This window comes from Streptomyces sp. NPDC090106, from assembly GCF_044747265.1.
Lineage (GTDB): Bacteria > Actinomycetota > Actinomycetes > Streptomycetales > Streptomycetaceae > Streptomyces.
Map to the genome: position 1 here is coordinate 179,498 of NZ_JBIVDS010000001.1, position 14,625 is coordinate 194,122.

16 protein-coding genes are annotated in these 14,625 nt (G+C 71.4%); 8 read left to right on the forward strand and 8 right to left on the reverse strand.

Going from position 1 to position 14,625, the window contains the following annotated elements:
- The first annotated feature begins 65 nt into the window (after window positions 1-65).
- The 3 genes from ACIPSE_RS00775 to ACIPSE_RS00785 all read left to right on the forward strand — a co-directional run bounded on the left by ACIPSE_RS00775 (window position 66) and on the right by ACIPSE_RS00785 (window position 2,360).
- A complete protein-coding gene (locus tag ACIPSE_RS00775; protein WP_401655903.1) occupies window positions 66-1,496 on the forward strand; it encodes an MFS transporter in 1,431 nt (476 codons plus the stop codon).
- 112 nt (window positions 1,497-1,608) lie between these two features.
- Window positions 1,609-1,821, forward strand: coding sequence for a hypothetical protein (locus ACIPSE_RS00780; protein WP_401655905.1), 213 nt, complete (start codon window positions 1,609-1,611; stop codon window positions 1,819-1,821).
- An 11-nt stretch (window positions 1,822-1,832) separates the two neighbouring features.
- On the forward strand, window positions 1,833-2,360 hold the full coding sequence (locus ACIPSE_RS00785; protein WP_401655907.1) for a GNAT family N-acetyltransferase: 528 nt from the start codon (window positions 1,833-1,835) through the stop codon (window positions 2,358-2,360).
- Here the strand turns inward: ACIPSE_RS00785 and ACIPSE_RS00790 are convergent.
- Window positions 2,357-2,962, reverse strand: a complete 606-nt coding sequence (locus ACIPSE_RS00790) for a TetR family transcriptional regulator (RefSeq protein WP_401655909.1) — start codon at window positions 2,960-2,962, stop codon at window positions 2,357-2,359. The genes ACIPSE_RS00785 and ACIPSE_RS00790 overlap by 4 nt on opposite strands.
- Window positions 2,963-2,988: 26 nt before the next feature.
- Window positions 2,989-3,999 carry an aldo/keto reductase gene (locus ACIPSE_RS00795; RefSeq protein WP_401655911.1) on the reverse strand — a complete coding sequence of 337 codons (1,011 nt, stop codon included), beginning with the start codon at window positions 3,997-3,999 and terminating at the stop codon, window positions 2,989-2,991.
- A gap of 249 nt (window positions 4,000-4,248) precedes the next feature.
- On the opposite strand from ACIPSE_RS00795, the gene ACIPSE_RS00800 reads away from it, so the two are divergent.
- Window positions 4,249-5,295 (forward strand): chitinase, encoded by a 1,047-nt coding sequence (locus tag ACIPSE_RS00800; protein WP_401655914.1) that lies wholly within the window; start codon window positions 4,249-4,251, stop codon window positions 5,293-5,295.
- Window positions 5,296-5,317: 22 nt separating this feature from the next.
- On the opposite strand, the gene ACIPSE_RS00805 is transcribed toward ACIPSE_RS00800, so the two are convergent.
- Window positions 5,318-5,890, reverse strand: a complete 573-nt coding sequence (locus tag ACIPSE_RS00805) for a 1,4-alpha-glucan branching protein (RefSeq protein WP_401655916.1) — start codon at window positions 5,888-5,890, stop codon at window positions 5,318-5,320.
- 116 nt (window positions 5,891-6,006) lie between these two features.
- On the reverse strand, window positions 6,007-7,389 hold the full coding sequence (locus ACIPSE_RS00810; RefSeq protein WP_401655918.1) for a glycine--tRNA ligase: 1,383 nt from the start codon (window positions 7,387-7,389) through the stop codon (window positions 6,007-6,009).
- A 187-nt stretch (window positions 7,390-7,576) separates the two neighbouring features.
- Between ACIPSE_RS00810 and ACIPSE_RS00815 the strand changes: the two genes are divergently transcribed.
- The 4 genes from ACIPSE_RS00815 (at window position 7,577) to ACIPSE_RS00830 (ending at window position 10,698) form a co-directional block, all read left to right on the forward strand.
- A complete protein-coding gene (locus ACIPSE_RS00815; RefSeq protein ID WP_401655920.1) occupies window positions 7,577-8,536 on the forward strand; it encodes a metal ABC transporter substrate-binding protein in 960 nt (319 codons plus the stop codon).
- A 22-nt stretch (window positions 8,537-8,558) separates the two neighbouring features.
- Entirely contained in the window at window positions 8,559-9,317 is a 759-nt protein-coding gene (locus ACIPSE_RS00820; protein ID WP_401655922.1) for a metal ABC transporter ATP-binding protein, read from the forward strand.
- The gene (locus tag ACIPSE_RS00825; RefSeq protein ID WP_401655924.1) at window positions 9,317-10,219 is read left to right on the forward strand and encodes a metal ABC transporter permease; all 903 of its coding nucleotides are present in this window, start codon (window positions 9,317-9,319) and stop codon (window positions 10,217-10,219) included. Before ACIPSE_RS00820 ends, ACIPSE_RS00825 begins: the two co-directional genes overlap by 1 nt.
- Window positions 10,220-10,281: 62 nt before the next feature.
- Window positions 10,282-10,698, forward strand: coding sequence for a Fur family transcriptional regulator (locus tag ACIPSE_RS00830; protein WP_401655926.1), 417 nt, complete (start codon window positions 10,282-10,284; stop codon window positions 10,696-10,698).
- 191 nt (window positions 10,699-10,889) lie between these two features.
- Here the strand turns inward: ACIPSE_RS00830 and ACIPSE_RS00835 are convergent, their stop codons facing one another.
- The 4 genes from ACIPSE_RS00835 to ACIPSE_RS00850 form a co-directional block, all read right to left on the reverse strand.
- On the reverse strand, window positions 10,890-12,230 hold the full coding sequence (locus ACIPSE_RS00835; protein ID WP_401655928.1) for a histidine-type phosphatase: 1,341 nt from the start codon (window positions 12,228-12,230) through the stop codon (window positions 10,890-10,892).
- A gap of 49 nt (window positions 12,231-12,279) precedes the next feature.
- Entirely contained in the window at window positions 12,280-13,134 is an 855-nt protein-coding gene (locus tag ACIPSE_RS00840; RefSeq protein ID WP_401655930.1) for an isoprenyl transferase, read from the reverse strand.
- A gap of 64 nt (window positions 13,135-13,198) precedes the next feature.
- The gene (gene recO / locus ACIPSE_RS00845) at window positions 13,199-13,945 is read right to left on the reverse strand and encodes a DNA repair protein RecO (protein WP_401655933.1); all 747 of its coding nucleotides are present in this window, start codon (window positions 13,943-13,945) and stop codon (window positions 13,199-13,201) included.
- 27 nt (window positions 13,946-13,972) lie between these two features.
- Complete coding sequence (locus ACIPSE_RS00850) at window positions 13,973-14,596, reverse strand: DUF1266 domain-containing protein (RefSeq protein WP_401655935.1); 624 nt, start codon at window positions 14,594-14,596, stop codon at window positions 13,973-13,975.
- Window positions 14,597-14,625 lie beyond the last annotated feature (29 nt).

The window sequence follows — 14,625 nt, forward strand, 5'->3', positions numbered from 1 at the left end:
GTACGGGTTCTACCAGGATAAGGAGACTCTGGTACCAGGCTCCACGGCGACGCAGGGTGGTTCCCGTGACCACGGAAACCACCCTCGCCCACAAGATCCGCCCGCCGGCCGCGGCACCGGAACTCGGCCCGTCCGGCCTGTTCACGGTGCTGCTCGCGGCGGCGCTCCCGCTCATCGACTTCTTCATCGTCAACGTCGCCCTGCCCACCATCGGCGAGGACCTCGCGGCGAGCGAGTCCGTCCTCGAACTCGTCGTGTCCGGCTACGGACTCGCGTACGCCGTGCTCCTCGTCCTCGGCGGACGGCTCGGCGACCTGTTCGGCCGCCGCCGGCTCTTCCTCGCCGGCATGGCCGCGTTCGGCGTGACCTCGCTGGCCTGCGGACTCGCGCCCACCGCGTGGACGCTGGTCGCCGCGCGGATCGCCCAGGGCGCCGCGTCCGCCGCGATGCTGCCGCAGGTCCTCGCCACGATCCAGGCGGCCACGTCCGGGCCGCGCCGCGCCAAGGCGATGGGCCTGTACGGGGCGACGGCGGGGCTGTCCATGGTGGCGGGCCAGATCCTGGGCGGGCTGCTCGTCGCGGCGGACCTGTGGGGCACGGGCTGGCGGTCGGTGTTCCTGGTGAACGTCCCGGTCGTCGTCGTGGGTCTCGTGCTCGCCGTGCGGACCGTGCCGGAGACCCGGTCGCAGCGGCCCGAGCCGGTGGACGTCCCCGGCACGCTCCTGCTGGCCGCCTCCCTGATCTCCCTGCTCGCGCCCCTGACCGAGGGCCGGTCGGCGGGCTGGCCGCTGTGGACGTGGCTGTCGCTCGCGGTGTTCCCGTTCGCGGCGGCGGGGTTCTGCGCGGTGGAGCGCCGGGCGGACCGGCGAGGCCGTACGCCGCTGGTCCCGCCGAGCCTGCTGCGGCTGGACTCCCTGCGTCGGGGGCTGCTCCTGATCGTCCCCTTCTCGATCGGCTTCAGCGGCTTCATGTTCGTCATCGCGGTGGCCCTCCAGCGGGGTGCGGGCCTCGGTCCGGTCGACGCGGGGCTCGCGCTGGCGCCGCTGGCGGTCGCGTTCTTCTTCGTGTCGCTGGCGGGACCCCGCCTGGTCGCGAAGTACGGCACCCGGGTGGTGACGGCGGGCTCCGTCCTCCAGGGCCTGGGCCTGACGCTGATCGCCCTGGCGGCGTGGCGTGCCTGGCCGGACCTCGGCCTGCTGGAGCTGCTTCCCGGCGCGACGGTCGCGGGCGCCGGTCAGGCGCTCCAGCTCCCGGTGATCCTGCGGATCGTCCTCTCGGAGGTGCCGCCGGCCCGGGCGGGCGTCGGCAGCGGCGTGATGGCGACGACCCAGCAGTCCTCGCTCGCCCTCGGGGTGGCCACCCTCGGCACGCTGTTCCTCTCCCTGGCGCCCGCCGTCGGCATGCGGAACGCCCTGATCACGGCCCTGCTGACCCAGCTCGCGGGAGTGGCCCTGACGGGCCTGCTGAGCCTGCGGCTGCCCCGCGCGATCGGCTGAGCGCGACGGGCCCGTTCCTCGCGGCCCTGTTCACGATTCTGCGAACTCACGGTGAAGATGCTGCTGTTGATGTTGTTGCTGGGGCACACTGCCTACCCGGAGGCGAGGCCGCATGCCGCAGACCAACACAGGTACGAGCAAGGTGAGCCGCTGGGACCAGCACGGCCGCGAACACGTCGTTCACGTGCTGCGCAAGGGCCCCCAACGCACGATCAAGTGCGACACCTGCGGCTGGCACCAACGCGCCCAGTTCCTGCCCTGGCTCAAGGCGGAGGAACACCTGGCGGAGGAGCACCAGGCCACGGTGGACCCGACCGAAGGCTAGGGGGTGCCCCGATGGACGATCTGGGACCCGTGGCATGGCCGCCCGGACCGTTGAGGACCGGGCGGCTCACGTTGCGCGCGGCCGAGGCGCGGGACCGCGGCACGTTCGTCGAGCTGCTCGCGTCCGCGCCGGTGCACACCTACCTGGGCGGCCCCCGGTCACGGGAGGAGCTGGAGCGGGAGACGCCCGAGGTGCCCCAGCGGCGGCCCGGGAGCTTCGTCGTCGAGCTCGACGGGGCGATGATCGGCCACATTCTGCTCAGACGGTCGCCCGCGCACAGCCGTCCCGCCGCCGCGGGCAAGGCCGATCTGGGCTATCTGTTCCTGCCCCGGGCCTGGGGCTTCGGCTACGCCGCCGAGGCGTGCGCGGCGGCCCTCGACTGGTTCGCCACCGTCTGCCCCGGCGAGCCGGTGCTCCTCACCACCCAGAGCGCCAACACCCGCTCGATGCGCCTCGCGGCGAGGCTCGGCTTCACCGAGGTCGAACGCTTCACCGCCTGGGACGCGGAACAGTGGCTGGGCCGGCGCCCCGCGTCCTAGGCCCTACCCGTCCCGCCCCGTAGGCCCTGGAGCAGGAGGGCGATCACCGCGTCGAACTCCGCCTCGATGCCGGGTTCTTCCCAGGCGGGGGCGTAAAAGGGGTCGTGGAAGCGGCCGGTGGCGTGGAAGACGGCTCGGGCGGCCGTGGCCGGGGAGGGGACGGCGAAGGCGCCGGTGGCGTTCCCGGCCTGGACGATCCGGGTCAACTGGTCGATCAGGTCGACGAGATGGGCGTTCACCGCCTCGCCGTTCTCGGTCGCGAGAACCTGGTACGTGGCGAACAGCTCGGGATCGTGGCCCGCCTTGCGCCGCTTGGCGGTGAAGAGGGCGGCGAGCCAGTCCCGCAGCCGGGTCCCCGGGTCACGGCCCTCGTCGGAGGCGATCCCGGTGAGCGCCTCCGAGGTACGGTCCAGCCACCGCTTGGTGACCGCCTCCCGCAGCGCGGCCTTCGTACGGAAGTGCCGGTAGACGCTGCCGTGGCTGACGCCGAGCGCCCGCGCCACGTCGACGACGGTCGCCTTGGCGGGGCCGTGCCGCCGCAGCACCTCCTCGGTGGCTTCGAGGATGCGCTCGGCGGTCAGGATCTCGCTGGTCGGGGCCATGGCACAGACCGTACCCGGAGCCGGGATCAGCGCTCGCTGTCGAGGTGCGCCATCTGCGCCGCCGCGTACCGCTCCCCCGCCGCCGCGTCCGCCGGTACGGCCGCCTCGATCGCCGCGAGGTCCGCCGCGTCCAGGTCGACGTCGAGGGCGCCCAGCGACTCGTCGAGCCGCTCCCGGGAGCGGGCGCCGATCAGCGGCACGATGTCGTCGCCGCGTCCGAGCACCCACGCGATGGCGAGCTGCGCCACGCTCACGCCCTTCTGCTCGGCGATCTTCGCGAGCGCGTCCGCCAGGTCCAGGTTGCGCTGGAGGTTGTCGCCCTGGAAGCGGGGCGAGTAGCGGCGGAAGTCGTTCGCGGCGAGCTGCCGGTCACGGGCGAAGTTGCCGGAGATGAGCCCCCGGGACAGGACGCCGTACGCGGTGATGGAGATGCCCAGCTCGCGGGTGACCGGCAGGATCGACTCCTCGACGCCGCGGGAGATCAGCGAGTACTCGATCTGGAGGTCGGCGATCGGCGCGGTCGCGGCGGCACGGCGGATCGTCTCCGCGCCGACCTCGCTGAGGCCCACATGCCGGACGTATCCCTGCTCGATCAGTTCGGAGATCGCGCCGACGGTCTCCTCGATCGGCACGTCCGGGTCGAGCCGGGCGATCCGGTAGACGTCGATGTGGTCGACGCCGAGCCGCTGGAGCGAGTACGCGGCGAAGTTCTTCACGGCGGCGGGCCGGCCGTCGTAGCCGGTCCACTCGCCGCCGGGTCCGCGCAGCGCGCCGAACTTGACGCTCAGCAGCGCCTGTTCGCGCCGGGCGGCGGGCGCGGCGCGCAGGGCCTCGCCGATCAGCATCTCGTTGTGGCCCATGGCGTAGAAGTCGCCGGTGTCGAGCAGGGTGACGCCCGCCTCCAGCGCGGCGTGGATGGTCGCGATCGACTCGGTCCGGTCCGCGTCGCCGTAGAGCGCGGACATGCCCATGCAGCCGAGGCCGAGGGCGGAGACCTGAGGGCCGGTGGTTCCGAGGGGTCGGGTTCGCATCGTCATGTCCTCCACCTTGCCCTAACGGCTGACAGATTTCAATATCTGTCAGCTGTCATTCCAAACCTGTCATTCCAAACCCGCCTCTCCCCGCCACCCTCTCCCCGCCACCCTCTCCCCATCACCCCTCCCCGCCCCGCCTCCCCACCCCACCCCCCTCGGCGCGATTTGGTCCAGACCTATTGACGAGAGGTCTGGACCACGAGCACTGTCATGGCTACGACACCTCACCGCACCCCCACCGGGAGGCCTCGCATGATCCGTCGCGCCCTGAGCCTGCTCGCAGCCGCGCTCGCGACCGCCTGTCTCGCCCAACTCCCCGCCGCCGGGCCCGCGTCCGCCGCCGACACCTGCGCCGTGAAGGCGAAGCCGGCGGGCAAGGTGCTCCAGGGGTACTGGGAGAACTGGGACGGCTCCGCCAACGGCGTCCACCCGCCGTTCGGCTGGACGCCGATCACCGACCCCGCGATCGCCGCGCACGGTTACAACGTGATCAACGCGGCCTTTCCCGTCATCCGCTCCGACGGCACCGCGCTGTGGGAGGACGGCATGGACAGCGGGGTGAAGGTGGCCACGCCCGCGGAGATGTGCGCGGCGAAGGCGTCCGGCCGGACGATCCTGCTCTCGATCGGCGGCGCGACGGCCGGCATCGACCTCAACTCGACCGCCGTGGCGGACAGGTTCGTCGCGACGATCGTCCCGATCCTGAAGAAGTACAACTTCGACGGCATCGACATCGACATCGAGACGGGCCTGGTCGGCAGCGGGAACATCTCCCGGCTCTCCACGTCCCAGGCCAACCTGATCCGCATCATCGACGGCGTCCTCGCCCGGATGCCGGCCGGCTTCGGCCTGACGATGGCCCCGGAGACGGCGTACGTCACCGGCGGCAGCGTCGTCTACGGCTCCATCTGGGGCGCGTACCTCCCGGTCATCAAGAAGTACGCGGACAACGGCCGTTTGTGGTGGCTGAACATGCAGTACTACAACGGCAGCATGTACGGCTGCTCCGGCGACTCCTACTCCGCGGGCACCGTCCAGGGCTTCACCGCCCAGACCGACTGCCTCGACAAGGGGCTTGTGGTGCAGGGGACGACGATCAAGGTGCCCTACGACAAGCAGGTCCCCGGCCTGCCCGCCCAGTCCGGTGCCGGAGGCGGCTACATGGCCCCGTCCCTGGTCTCCCAGGCCTGGCGCGCCTACGGGAACGCCCTCAAGGGCCTGATGACCTGGTCGGTCAACTGGGACGGCTCGAAGAACTGGACGTTCGGCGACAACGTGAAGTCCCTGCAAGGGCGTTGAGCCGAAAGCCGGCCGGCCGGGGCTACCCGAGGACGGCGAACACCCCGCGCACCCGGCTGCCGTCCGGGAGCTGCCACGCGCCCTCGACGTGCCCCGCGGCCCCCTCGGGAACCTCCGAGCCGGGCCGCAGGACCCGCAGCGGGCGCGGTGTCGTGCCCTCGGCGGCGGCCGGGTCGCGGGACCAGGTGACCTCCTGGTCCACGGCGTCGCTGACGCTCTGCGCCTGCGGCTGTGCGCGGCCCTCCAGCAGCGCCCCCAACTGCGCGAGCAGCACCGGGTCGTGGACGCCGTCGTACACCCAGCGGGTGCCGAGGACGCCGTGTTCGGTGGTGCCGATGAGCGCGTGCTCCAGGCCGTCGGCCGGGGCCCCGCGGTAGGTCATCGGGACCAGCAGGCTGACCGTCCCGGCACCGGCGGTGTCGGTGACCACCATGAACTCGATCCCCACCTCGCCCGCGGGATCGTCCAGCCGGAATCCGCCCGCCTTGGCGAGTTCGGGCTCCCCGGCGGCGTCGTACCAGGGGGTGCCGGGCAGCCAGGCGGTGAGCAGTTCCAGCTTGGTCGGGGTGAGGGTGGTGCGGTGGATGATCGCCATGTCCGCACACTCTCACGAAATACCCGCGCGGGACGTCCGCAGGGGACGCCCGCACGCAGCGGCGCCGGGCGGGTCGATCGGCTCGACCCGCCCGGCGCTCAGCTGACGATCCTGACCTACGCGCCGATCAGACGGGCCGCGAGGTAGCCCTCGACCTGGTCGAGGGAGACGCGCTCCTGCTTCATGGAGTCGCGCTCGCGCACGGTCACCGCGTTGTCCTCAAGGGTGTCGAAGTCGACGGTGACGCAGAACGGGGTGCCGATCTCGTCCTGGCGGCGGTAGCGGCGGCCGATGGCGCCGGCGTCGTCGAACTCGATGTTCCAGTGCTGGCGCAGCGCCTGGGCGAGGCCCTTGGCCTTCGGGGACAGCTCGGGGTTGCGGGAGAGCGGGAGCACCGCGACCTTCACCGGGGCGATGCGGTGGTCGAGGCGCAGCACCGTGCGCTTCTCCAGCTTGCCCTTGGCGTTGGGCGCCTCGTCCTCGACGTACGCGTCGAGCAGGAAGGCCAGCATGGTGCGGCCGACACCGGCGGCGGGCTCGATGACGTAGGGGGTCCAGCGCTCGCCGGCCTCCTGGTCGTAGTAGACGAGGTCCGTGCCGGAGGCCTTGGAGTGCGCGTTGAGGTCGTAGTCGGTGCGGTTGGCGACACCTTCCAGCTCGCCCCACTCGCTGCCGCCGAACTGGAAGCGGTACTCGATGTCGGCGGTGCGCTTGGAGTAGTGGGAGAGCTTCTCCTGCGGGTGCTCGAACCACCGCATGTTCTCTTCCCGCAGACCCAGGCCGGTGTACCAGTTCCACCGCTCCTGCATCCAGTACTCCTGCCACTTCTCGTCCTCGCCCGGCTTGACGAAGAACTCCATCTCCATCTGCTCGAACTCGCGGGTGCGGAAGATGAAGTTGCCGGGCGTGATCTCGTTGCGGAAGGACTTGCCCATCTGCGCGATGCCGAACGGCGGCTTCTTGCGCGCGGCGACCTGCACCTGGGCGAAGTTGGTGAAGATGCCCTGCGCGGTCTCGGGGCGCAGGTAGGCGACCGAACCGGAGTCCTGGGTCGGGCCGAGGTGCGTCGACAGCAGGCCGGAGAACTGCTTGGGCTCGGTGAACTGGCCCTTGGTACCGCAGTTGGGGCAGTTGATGTCGGCGAGGCCGTTCTCGGGGGCGCGGCCCTTCTTCTCCTCGTACGCCTCTTCCAGGTGGTCCGCGCGGTAGCGCTTGTGGCAGGAGGTGCACTCGGTCAGCGGGTCGGAGAACGTGGCGACGTGACCGGAGGCGACCCAGACCTCGGGGGCCAGGATGACGGACGAGTCGATACCGACGACGTCCTCGCGCGACGTCACCATGTAGCGCCACCACTGGCGCTTGAGGTTCTCCTTGAGCTCGACACCCAGCGGTCCGTAGTCCCAGGCGGCCTTCTGGCCGCCGTAGATCTCGCTACAGGGGAAAACGAAGCCACGGCGCTTGCTCAGGCTGACGATGGTGTCGATCTTGTCGGCGGCCACGGTGCTCTCTTCATTACGACGACGGGCGACGAAGCGCGCCCTCGCGAGGAGGTCCCCGGAGCGCGACTTCAGAGCGAATGCTTCAGCGTACCGGCGCACTCTCCCCCTCAATCAAATCGGTAGCCCTCTGTGGACGGCCGCTCACGCTTGTTGACAACCGTTTCCATTTTTGTTGAAAATGACTGTCATGAACGTACGACGACGCCTCATACCCACGGTGGCCACGGCCGCTGCCACCGCCCTCGGTCTGGTCACCCTCTCCGCCTGCTCAGGCGCGAACGCCGCGTCCGGCAACACGGACAAGTTCGACGTCGTCGCCTCGTTCTATCCGATGGCCTTCCTCGCCGAGCAGATCGGCGGCGACCACGTGAACGTCACGAGCCTGACCGAGCCCGGCCAGGAACCGCACGACCTGGAGATCAGCGCCAAGCAGACCGCGCAGCTCCAGGAGTCCGACGCGGTGCTCTACCTCAAGAACCTCCAGCCCTCCGTGGACGACGCCGTCGCCCAGTCCGAGATCAAGACGAAGATCGACGCCGCCGCGCTGACCACCCTGGAGGAGCACGGCAACGAGGTCGGCGGCCACGCGGCCGAGCACGACGACCACGAGGACGAGGAACTCTCCGGCCTCGACCCCCACATCTGGCTCGACCCGGTGCGCTACGCCGAGGTCGCCGAGGGCGTCGGCAAGGCCTTCGAGAAGGCCGACCCGGACAACGCCGCCGACTACAAGAAGAACACCGCGGCCCTGGTCGAGAAGCTCGACGGACTCAACACGCGGTTCGAGGACGGGCTGAAGAACACGAAGACCAAGGTGTTCATCACCACCCACGCCGCCTTCGGCTACCTCGCCGAGCGCTACGGCCTGACCGAGGAGGCCATCAACGGCCTCGACCCCGAGTCCGAGCCGAGCGCGGCCCGCGTCAAGGACCTTGAGAAGATGGCCGCGGCCGACGGTGTCACCACGGTGTTCTACGAGACGCTCGTCAGCGACAAGACCGCGAAGACCATCGCCTCCGACTCCGGGCTGAAGACGGACGTCCTCGACCCGATCGAGGGCATCACGTCCAAGTCCGAGGGCGACGACTACTTCGAGGTCATGGAATCGAACCTGAAGGCCCTCCAGACGGCTCTGGGAGCCAAGTGATCAGCGAACAACGGAGGACGGCATGACCGAGCCCGTCATATCCCTGCGCGGCGTCCGCGCCGACCTGGGTTCGCGGCCCGTCCTGCGCGGCATCGACCTCACCGTGGAGCGCGGTGAGGTCGTCGCCCTGCTCGGCGCCAACGGCTCGGGCAAGTCGACCGCGATCCGCGCGATCATCGGCCAGGTGGCCCTCGCCGAGGGCGCGATCCGCCTGTTCGGCACGGACCGCGGGCAGTTCCGCGACTGGGCCCGCATCGGCTACGTCCCGCAGCGCACCACCGCCGCGGGCGGCGTCCCGGCGACCGTGACCGAGGTCGTGACCAGCGGCCGGCTCTCCCGCGCCCGCTTCGGGATGCTCCGCAGGGCCGACCGTGAGGCCGTGCACCGCGCCCTGGAGCTGGTCGGCATGGCGGACCGGGCCAAGGACCCGGTCGACGCCCTGTCCGGCGGCCAGCACCAGCGCGTCCTGATCGCCCGCGCCCTCGCCGCCGAACCCGAGCTGCTGATCATGGACGAGCCGATGGCGGGCGTCGACCTGGCCAGCCAGGAGGTCCTGGCCAGGACCCTGGAGAAACAGGTCGCGGCCGGTACGACGGTCCTGCTCGTCCTGCACGAACTGGGCCCCCTGGAGCCCCTGATCGACCGGGCGGTGGTCCTCAGGGACGGCTGCGTGCTGCACGACGGCCCGCCCCCCAAGGCCGTCGGCCAGCACGCCCTGCCCGGCCACGACCACGTACACCCGCACGAGCACGCGCCGATCCACACGGGACTGCTGAGCTGATGGACCTCCTCGACTACGCCTTCATGCAGCGGGCGCTGCTCGCCGCCGTCCTGGTCGGCATCACGGCCCCCGCCGTCGGCATCTACCTCGTCCAGCGCCGCCAGGCCCTCATGGGCGACGGCATCGGCCATGTCGCGATGACCGGCGTGGGCCTCGGCTTCCTCCTGAACGCCTCCCCGGTGTGGATGGCCGCGGCCGTCTCCGTCCTCGGCGCGGTCCTGATGGAGCTGATCCGCTGGTACGGCAGGACGCGCGGCGACATCGCGCTGGCGATGCTGTTCTACGGCGGCATGGCGGGCGGCGTGATGTTCATCAACCTCGCGCCGACCGGCTCCAACGCCAACCTGACCTCGTACCTCTTCGGCTCCCTGTCGACGGTGTCCGAGTCGGACGTGACCGCGATCCTGTGGCTGGCGGCGTTCGTGGTGCTGGTCACCCTGGGGCTGCGGCGCCAGCTCTTCGCGGTGAGCCAGGACGAGGAGTTCGCACGGGTCACCGGCCTGCCGGTGCGCGCGCTGAACCTGCTGACGGCGGTCACGGCGGCCGTGACGGTCACCGTCGCCATGCGCGTGGTCGGCCTGCTGCTGGTCTCGGCCCTGATGGTGGTGCCGGTGGCGGCGGCGCAGCAGCTCAGCCGGAGTTTCGCGGCGACCTTCGCGATCGCGGTCGCCATCGGCGTGACGGTCACGATCAGCGGCACGGTCACCTCGTACTACCAGGACGTCCCGCCCGGCGCGACGATCGTGCTGCTGACCATCGGCGCGTTCATCGCGCTCACCGCCCTGGCGGCCCCGCTGGCCCGGCGCCGGGCCCGGGCGGCAGCGGCGGCGCACCCGGCGGCGGACCCGGCGGAGTGCGTGATTCCGGCCAGCAGGGAGGCGGCCGGCGAGGTCGGCGTCTGACTGGTGACAGGCCGGGCTGGCACAATGGCCCGGCAGCCGCAGACGTCAGGTAGGAGGCAACGGTGACAACCGCTGGACCGCCCGTGAAGGGCCGTGCCACCCGGCAGCGGGCCGCCGTGGCGGCGGCCCTGGACGAGGTCGAGGAGTTCCGCAGCGCGCAGGAGCTGCACGACATGCTCAAGCACAAGGGCGACTCGGTCGGCCTCACCACGGTCTACCGCACCCTCCAGTCCCTCGCCGACTCCGGTGAGGTGGACGTCCTGCGCACCTCCGAGGGCGAGTCCGTCTACCGCCGCTGCTCCACCGGCGAGCACCACCACCACCTGGTCTGCCGCGTCTGCGGCAAGGCCGTGGAGGTCGAGGGCCCCGCGGTCGAGAAGTGGGCCGAGGCCATCGCCGCGGAGCACGGCTACGTCAACGTCGCCCACACCGTGGAGATCTTCGGCACCTGCGCGGACTGCGCGGCGGACGCGGGCTGAGGCCCGGCGCTCGGACGCGGGACCGGGTGAAGGGGATCACCAGCCCCCACACGATGAACATGACCCCGACCGGGTTGAGGGAGCCGCCGCCGCGGAACCCCGGCGCCGGCACCGCCGCACCCGCCAGGATCGCGCAGACCGCGAACACGGGGTGGCAGAGCAGGCCCGCCACCCCGCCGCGCTCCCGCGCCTCAGCCGCGTCCGAAGCACCGCTCCAGTTCGTCCAGGTCGTAGAACTTGCTGCCCTTGGCGACGGGGCGGCAGGTGGCCTTGAAGGCGGTTTCCCGCTCGTTGTAGAGCATGCGGACCAGGTAGCGGTCGCCCTTCTGGAAGACGTCCCACTGGATGTTCGCGCCGAGCGGGGCGACGGAGGAGCCGCGCCAGGTGTTGGTGGCGTAGGTGTAGGGCCCGGCCTCGGTGACGGCGTCCGTGCTGCCCGGCAGGCCCATCAGGGCGGCCAGCGGGATGAGCTCCTCGGCATGGGTGAAGCGGAGCTCGGCGCCCAGCGTGCTGGTGCCGTCGCGCTTGGCCTCGACCTGCCGGAAGAGGTCGTCGAGGAGGACGTCGGCCATCTTGTACGTGATGTCGCTGTCCGCGAAGCCGGGGCCCTTCTCGTAGAAGTCCTCGGCGTCGCCCAGGTACCCGAACCAGGCGGCGTCCGCGCGCGAGATGTACCGCTCCATGCCCCAGCCCCTGCCGCCGGGGCTCTCCTCGCTCATGGCGGGCGCGATGGCGTACAGGTTGTAGACGGCCTCGGCGGCGGCGACCGGGTCCTCGATCCCGGCGACGAAGGCGGGCGTGAACAGGCCCCGCAGGACGCCGGCCGCGGCCTTGGCGGTGCGCGGCTGCCCGGTGACCGACTTCAGGGTGGCGGCCAGCCGTTCGTCGTTGTCGATGTAGTCGCGGTAGGCGGCGCCGCCCGCGGCCTTGTGGAAGTAGAGCAGGTCCTTGTCGGTCCGGGTGGCGCCGATGAGGTCCGTCAGGTCCGGTTCGGCCGCGGCGAGCGCGCCCGCGTACCGGTCGGCGCTGGCGATGGCGCGCCCCTGTCCGGAGCTGACGACGTCGATCGTCTCGCCGTCCGCGGCGATCTTCGAGAAGAGGGACGGCAGCCGGTCGGCCATGCGCGTGGCCGTGTCCCGCATCTCCTGCTCGCCGCGCCCGCTGAGGTTCCCGTACCCGACCTTCGCCATGGCGGCGGCCAGCGCCCGCACCGTGGGCCCGAACCCCTCGCCCTTGCGGGTGAGCTGACCGGACGCGTCGGCCTGGTCCCACAGGGCGAGGACCAGGTCGGCGTCCTCGCTGTCGGAGGCGGCGCGGGAGCCGTGCCGGGACACGTTCTCGGTGAAGACGGGCCGGTACCCGGCGGGCGGACGCTGGTACGTCCGCGCGTTCTGCTGCGGGGCGTAGACGGCCTTCGTGCCGTAGCTCGTGCGGGCGTCGGCGGAGTGCGCCGGCTGGTGCGCGGCCTGCGCGGGCAGGGCCGCGACCAGCAGGGTGCCCAGGGCGAGGGAGGCGGGGATCACGCGGTTCATGGCCGGATCGTGCGCGACCCGCGTGAACGGCGGGAGACCGGAAGATGACCTACTGGTCGTCGTCGACGCGGCCCCGCATGGCCGCTTCCATGGCCAGGAGGTCCTCGTTGGGGACGGCCCCGCCGAAGCGGCGGTCGCGGGAGGCGAACTCGACGCAGGCCCGCCACAGGTCACGGCGGTCGAAGTCGGGCCACAGGACGTCCTGGAAGACCAGCTCGGCGTACGCGCTCTGCCACAGCAGGTAGTTGGAGGTGCGCTGCTCGCCGCTGGGCCGCAGGAACATGTCCACGTCCGGCATGTCCGGGTAGTACAGGTACTTGGCGAGGGTCTTCTCGTTGACCTTCGACGGGTCCAGGCGCCCGGCCCGCACGTCCTCCGCCATGGCCTGCGCCGCGTCCGCGATCTCCGCGCGCCCGCCGTAGTTCATGCAGAAGTACAGGGTGAGCAGGTCGTTGTCCTTGGTCTGCTCCTGGGCGACCTGGAGCTCCTTGGCCACCGACTTCCACAGCTTGGGCATCCGCCCCACCCACCGCACCCGCACCCCGAGCTCGTCGAGCTGGTCACGGGTCTTGCGGATGAAGTCGCGGTTGAAGTTCATGAGGAAGCGGACCTCGTCGGGCGAGCGCTTCCAGTTCTCGGTGGAGAAGGCGTAGAGGGAGATGTTGCCGACGCCCATCTCGATGGCGCCCTGGAGCACGTCGAGGACCCGCTCGGCGCCGACCTTGTGCCCCTCGGTGCGCGGCAGCCCGCGCTCCTTGGCCCAGCGGCCGTTGCCGTCCATGACGATCGCCACGTGCTTGGGCACGAGCTCGCCGGGGAGCTTCGGGGCGCGGGCACCCGACGGGTGCGGCTCCGGCGCCTTGTGCTCGCGGCGCTGACGCCCCAGGATCCCGCGTACGACCATGTGCTTCTCGTCTCCTTAACGGCTTTGCTTCACCACGGGCGGGCCGCTGCCGCGCGGTACGTGGCTACTTCTCCACGTAACGCAGTGACCGGAGCCCGCGTTCCAGATGCCAGTGCAGATAGGCGGAGACCAGCCCGCTCCCCTCCCGCACGTACCGCGGCTCGCACGCGTCCGCGGTCTCCCAGTCTCCCGTAAGCAGCGCGCCCAGCAGCTCCAGGGTCCGCGGTGAGGGTACGACGCTCCCCGGCACCCGGCAGTCCACGCACACGGAACCGCCCGCGCCGACCGAGAAGAACCGGTTCGGCCCGGGCATCCCGCACTTCGCGCAGCCGCTGAAGCTGGGCGCGTAGCCGTTGACGGCGAGCGACCTGAGGAGGAACGCGTCGAGCACGAGATGCGGCGCGTGCTCCCCGTTGGCGAGGGTCCGCAGCGCCCCGACGAGCAGCAGGTACTGCTGCACGGCCGGTTCGCCCTCGTGGTCGGTGAACCGCTCGGCGGTCTCCAGCATCGCCGTGCCGGCGGTGTAGCGGGCGTAGTCGGTGACGATGCCGCCGCCGTACGCCGCGATCGTCTCGCTCTGTGTGCACAGCGGCAGCCCGCGGCCGATCAGCTCGCCGCCCCGCGCGAAGAACTGCACGTCCACGTGGGAGAAGGGTTCGAGCCGGGCGCCGAACTTCGACTTGGTGCGCCGGACCCCGCGCGCGACGGCCCGCACCCGCCCGTGACCGCGGGTGAGGAGGGTGATGATCCGGTCGGCCTCGCCGAGCTTCTGGGTGCGCAGCACGACGCCGTCATCCCGGAACAGACTCATGGCCCCATTGTCCCGTACGCCGGGGGGTCAGCGTGTCCTGTCGGGGAGGCCGATGGTGTCCCAGGGGGCCAGGTTCCAGGGGCTGGCCCGGTTGGCGGGGTCGAGCAGCGCCCGCAGATGGGCGTCGGCGGTCGCCTGCGGGGCGGGCAGGTCACCGGGATCGAGCCGTTCCAGGCGCTCGCGCCACACGCTGCGCCCCAGCAGATAGTGATCGGCGTACTCGCGCCACGAGCCGTACGCCGAGACCACCGCGGGCACGATGTTCTTCAGCGCGGTCCACGCCTCGGCCTCGGTGATCATCCCGGCGGCGAACCCGCGCCGGGAGATGTCGACGTACAGGGCCGCGTCCCAGGCCAGCGGCTCCACCCCGAGCAGCTGCCGGGCGCGGGCCCGGTATCCGACGGCGGCCAGCTCGTCGAGGCGCGCGCTCAGCTCGTCGCGGGTGGTGATCTCCCACTGGTCGGCCAGCCAGCTCCGGGCGCTGTCGTCGTCGATCCGCGTGAACGGGTACAGGGTGCTGCGCGAGGCGGTGCGGTCCCGGCTCACGGGGGCGCCGAGCGACACCATCCACAGCTGGTGCGCGGTCAGCGCCGCCGGGTAGCGGCTCCTCGTCCTGGGCTTCGTCCAGCTCCGTACGCTCCACAGACCCATGCGCCCGCACCCTACGTCACCGCGCCCGG

Coding starts and splice junctions, on each gene's coding strand:
- ACIPSE_RS00780 (WP_401655905.1), top strand. CDS start 1,609: ATGCCGCAGACCAACACAGGTACGAGCAAGGTGAGCCGCTGGGACCAG.
- ACIPSE_RS00785 (WP_401655907.1), top strand. CDS start 1,833: ATGGACGATCTGGGACCCGTGGCATGGCCGCCCGGACCGTTGAGGACC.
- ACIPSE_RS00790 (WP_401655909.1), bottom strand. CDS start 2,962: ATGGCCCCGACCAGCGAGATCCTGACCGCCGAGCGCATCCTCGAAGCC.
- ACIPSE_RS00795 (WP_401655911.1), bottom strand. CDS start 3,999: ATGACGATGCGAACCCGACCCCTCGGAACCACCGGCCCTCAGGTCTCC.
- ACIPSE_RS00800 (WP_401655914.1), top strand. CDS start 4,249: ATGATCCGTCGCGCCCTGAGCCTGCTCGCAGCCGCGCTCGCGACCGCC.
- ACIPSE_RS00805 (WP_401655916.1), bottom strand. CDS start 5,890: ATGGCGATCATCCACCGCACCACCCTCACCCCGACCAAGCTGGAACTG.
- ACIPSE_RS00815 (WP_401655920.1), top strand. CDS start 7,577: ATGAACGTACGACGACGCCTCATACCCACGGTGGCCACGGCCGCTGCC.
- ACIPSE_RS00820 (WP_401655922.1), top strand. CDS start 8,559: ATGACCGAGCCCGTCATATCCCTGCGCGGCGTCCGCGCCGACCTGGGT.
- ACIPSE_RS00825 (WP_401655924.1), top strand. CDS start 9,317: ATGGACCTCCTCGACTACGCCTTCATGCAGCGGGCGCTGCTCGCCGCC.
- ACIPSE_RS00835 (WP_401655928.1), bottom strand. CDS start 12,230: ATGAACCGCGTGATCCCCGCCTCCCTCGCCCTGGGCACCCTGCTGGTC.
- ACIPSE_RS00840 (WP_401655930.1), bottom strand. CDS start 13,134: ATGGTCGTACGCGGGATCCTGGGGCGTCAGCGCCGCGAGCACAAGGCG.
- recO (WP_401655933.1), bottom strand. CDS start 13,945: ATGAGTCTGTTCCGGGATGACGGCGTCGTGCTGCGCACCCAGAAGCTC.
- ACIPSE_RS00850 (WP_401655935.1), bottom strand. CDS start 14,596: ATGGGTCTGTGGAGCGTACGGAGCTGGACGAAGCCCAGGACGAGGAGC.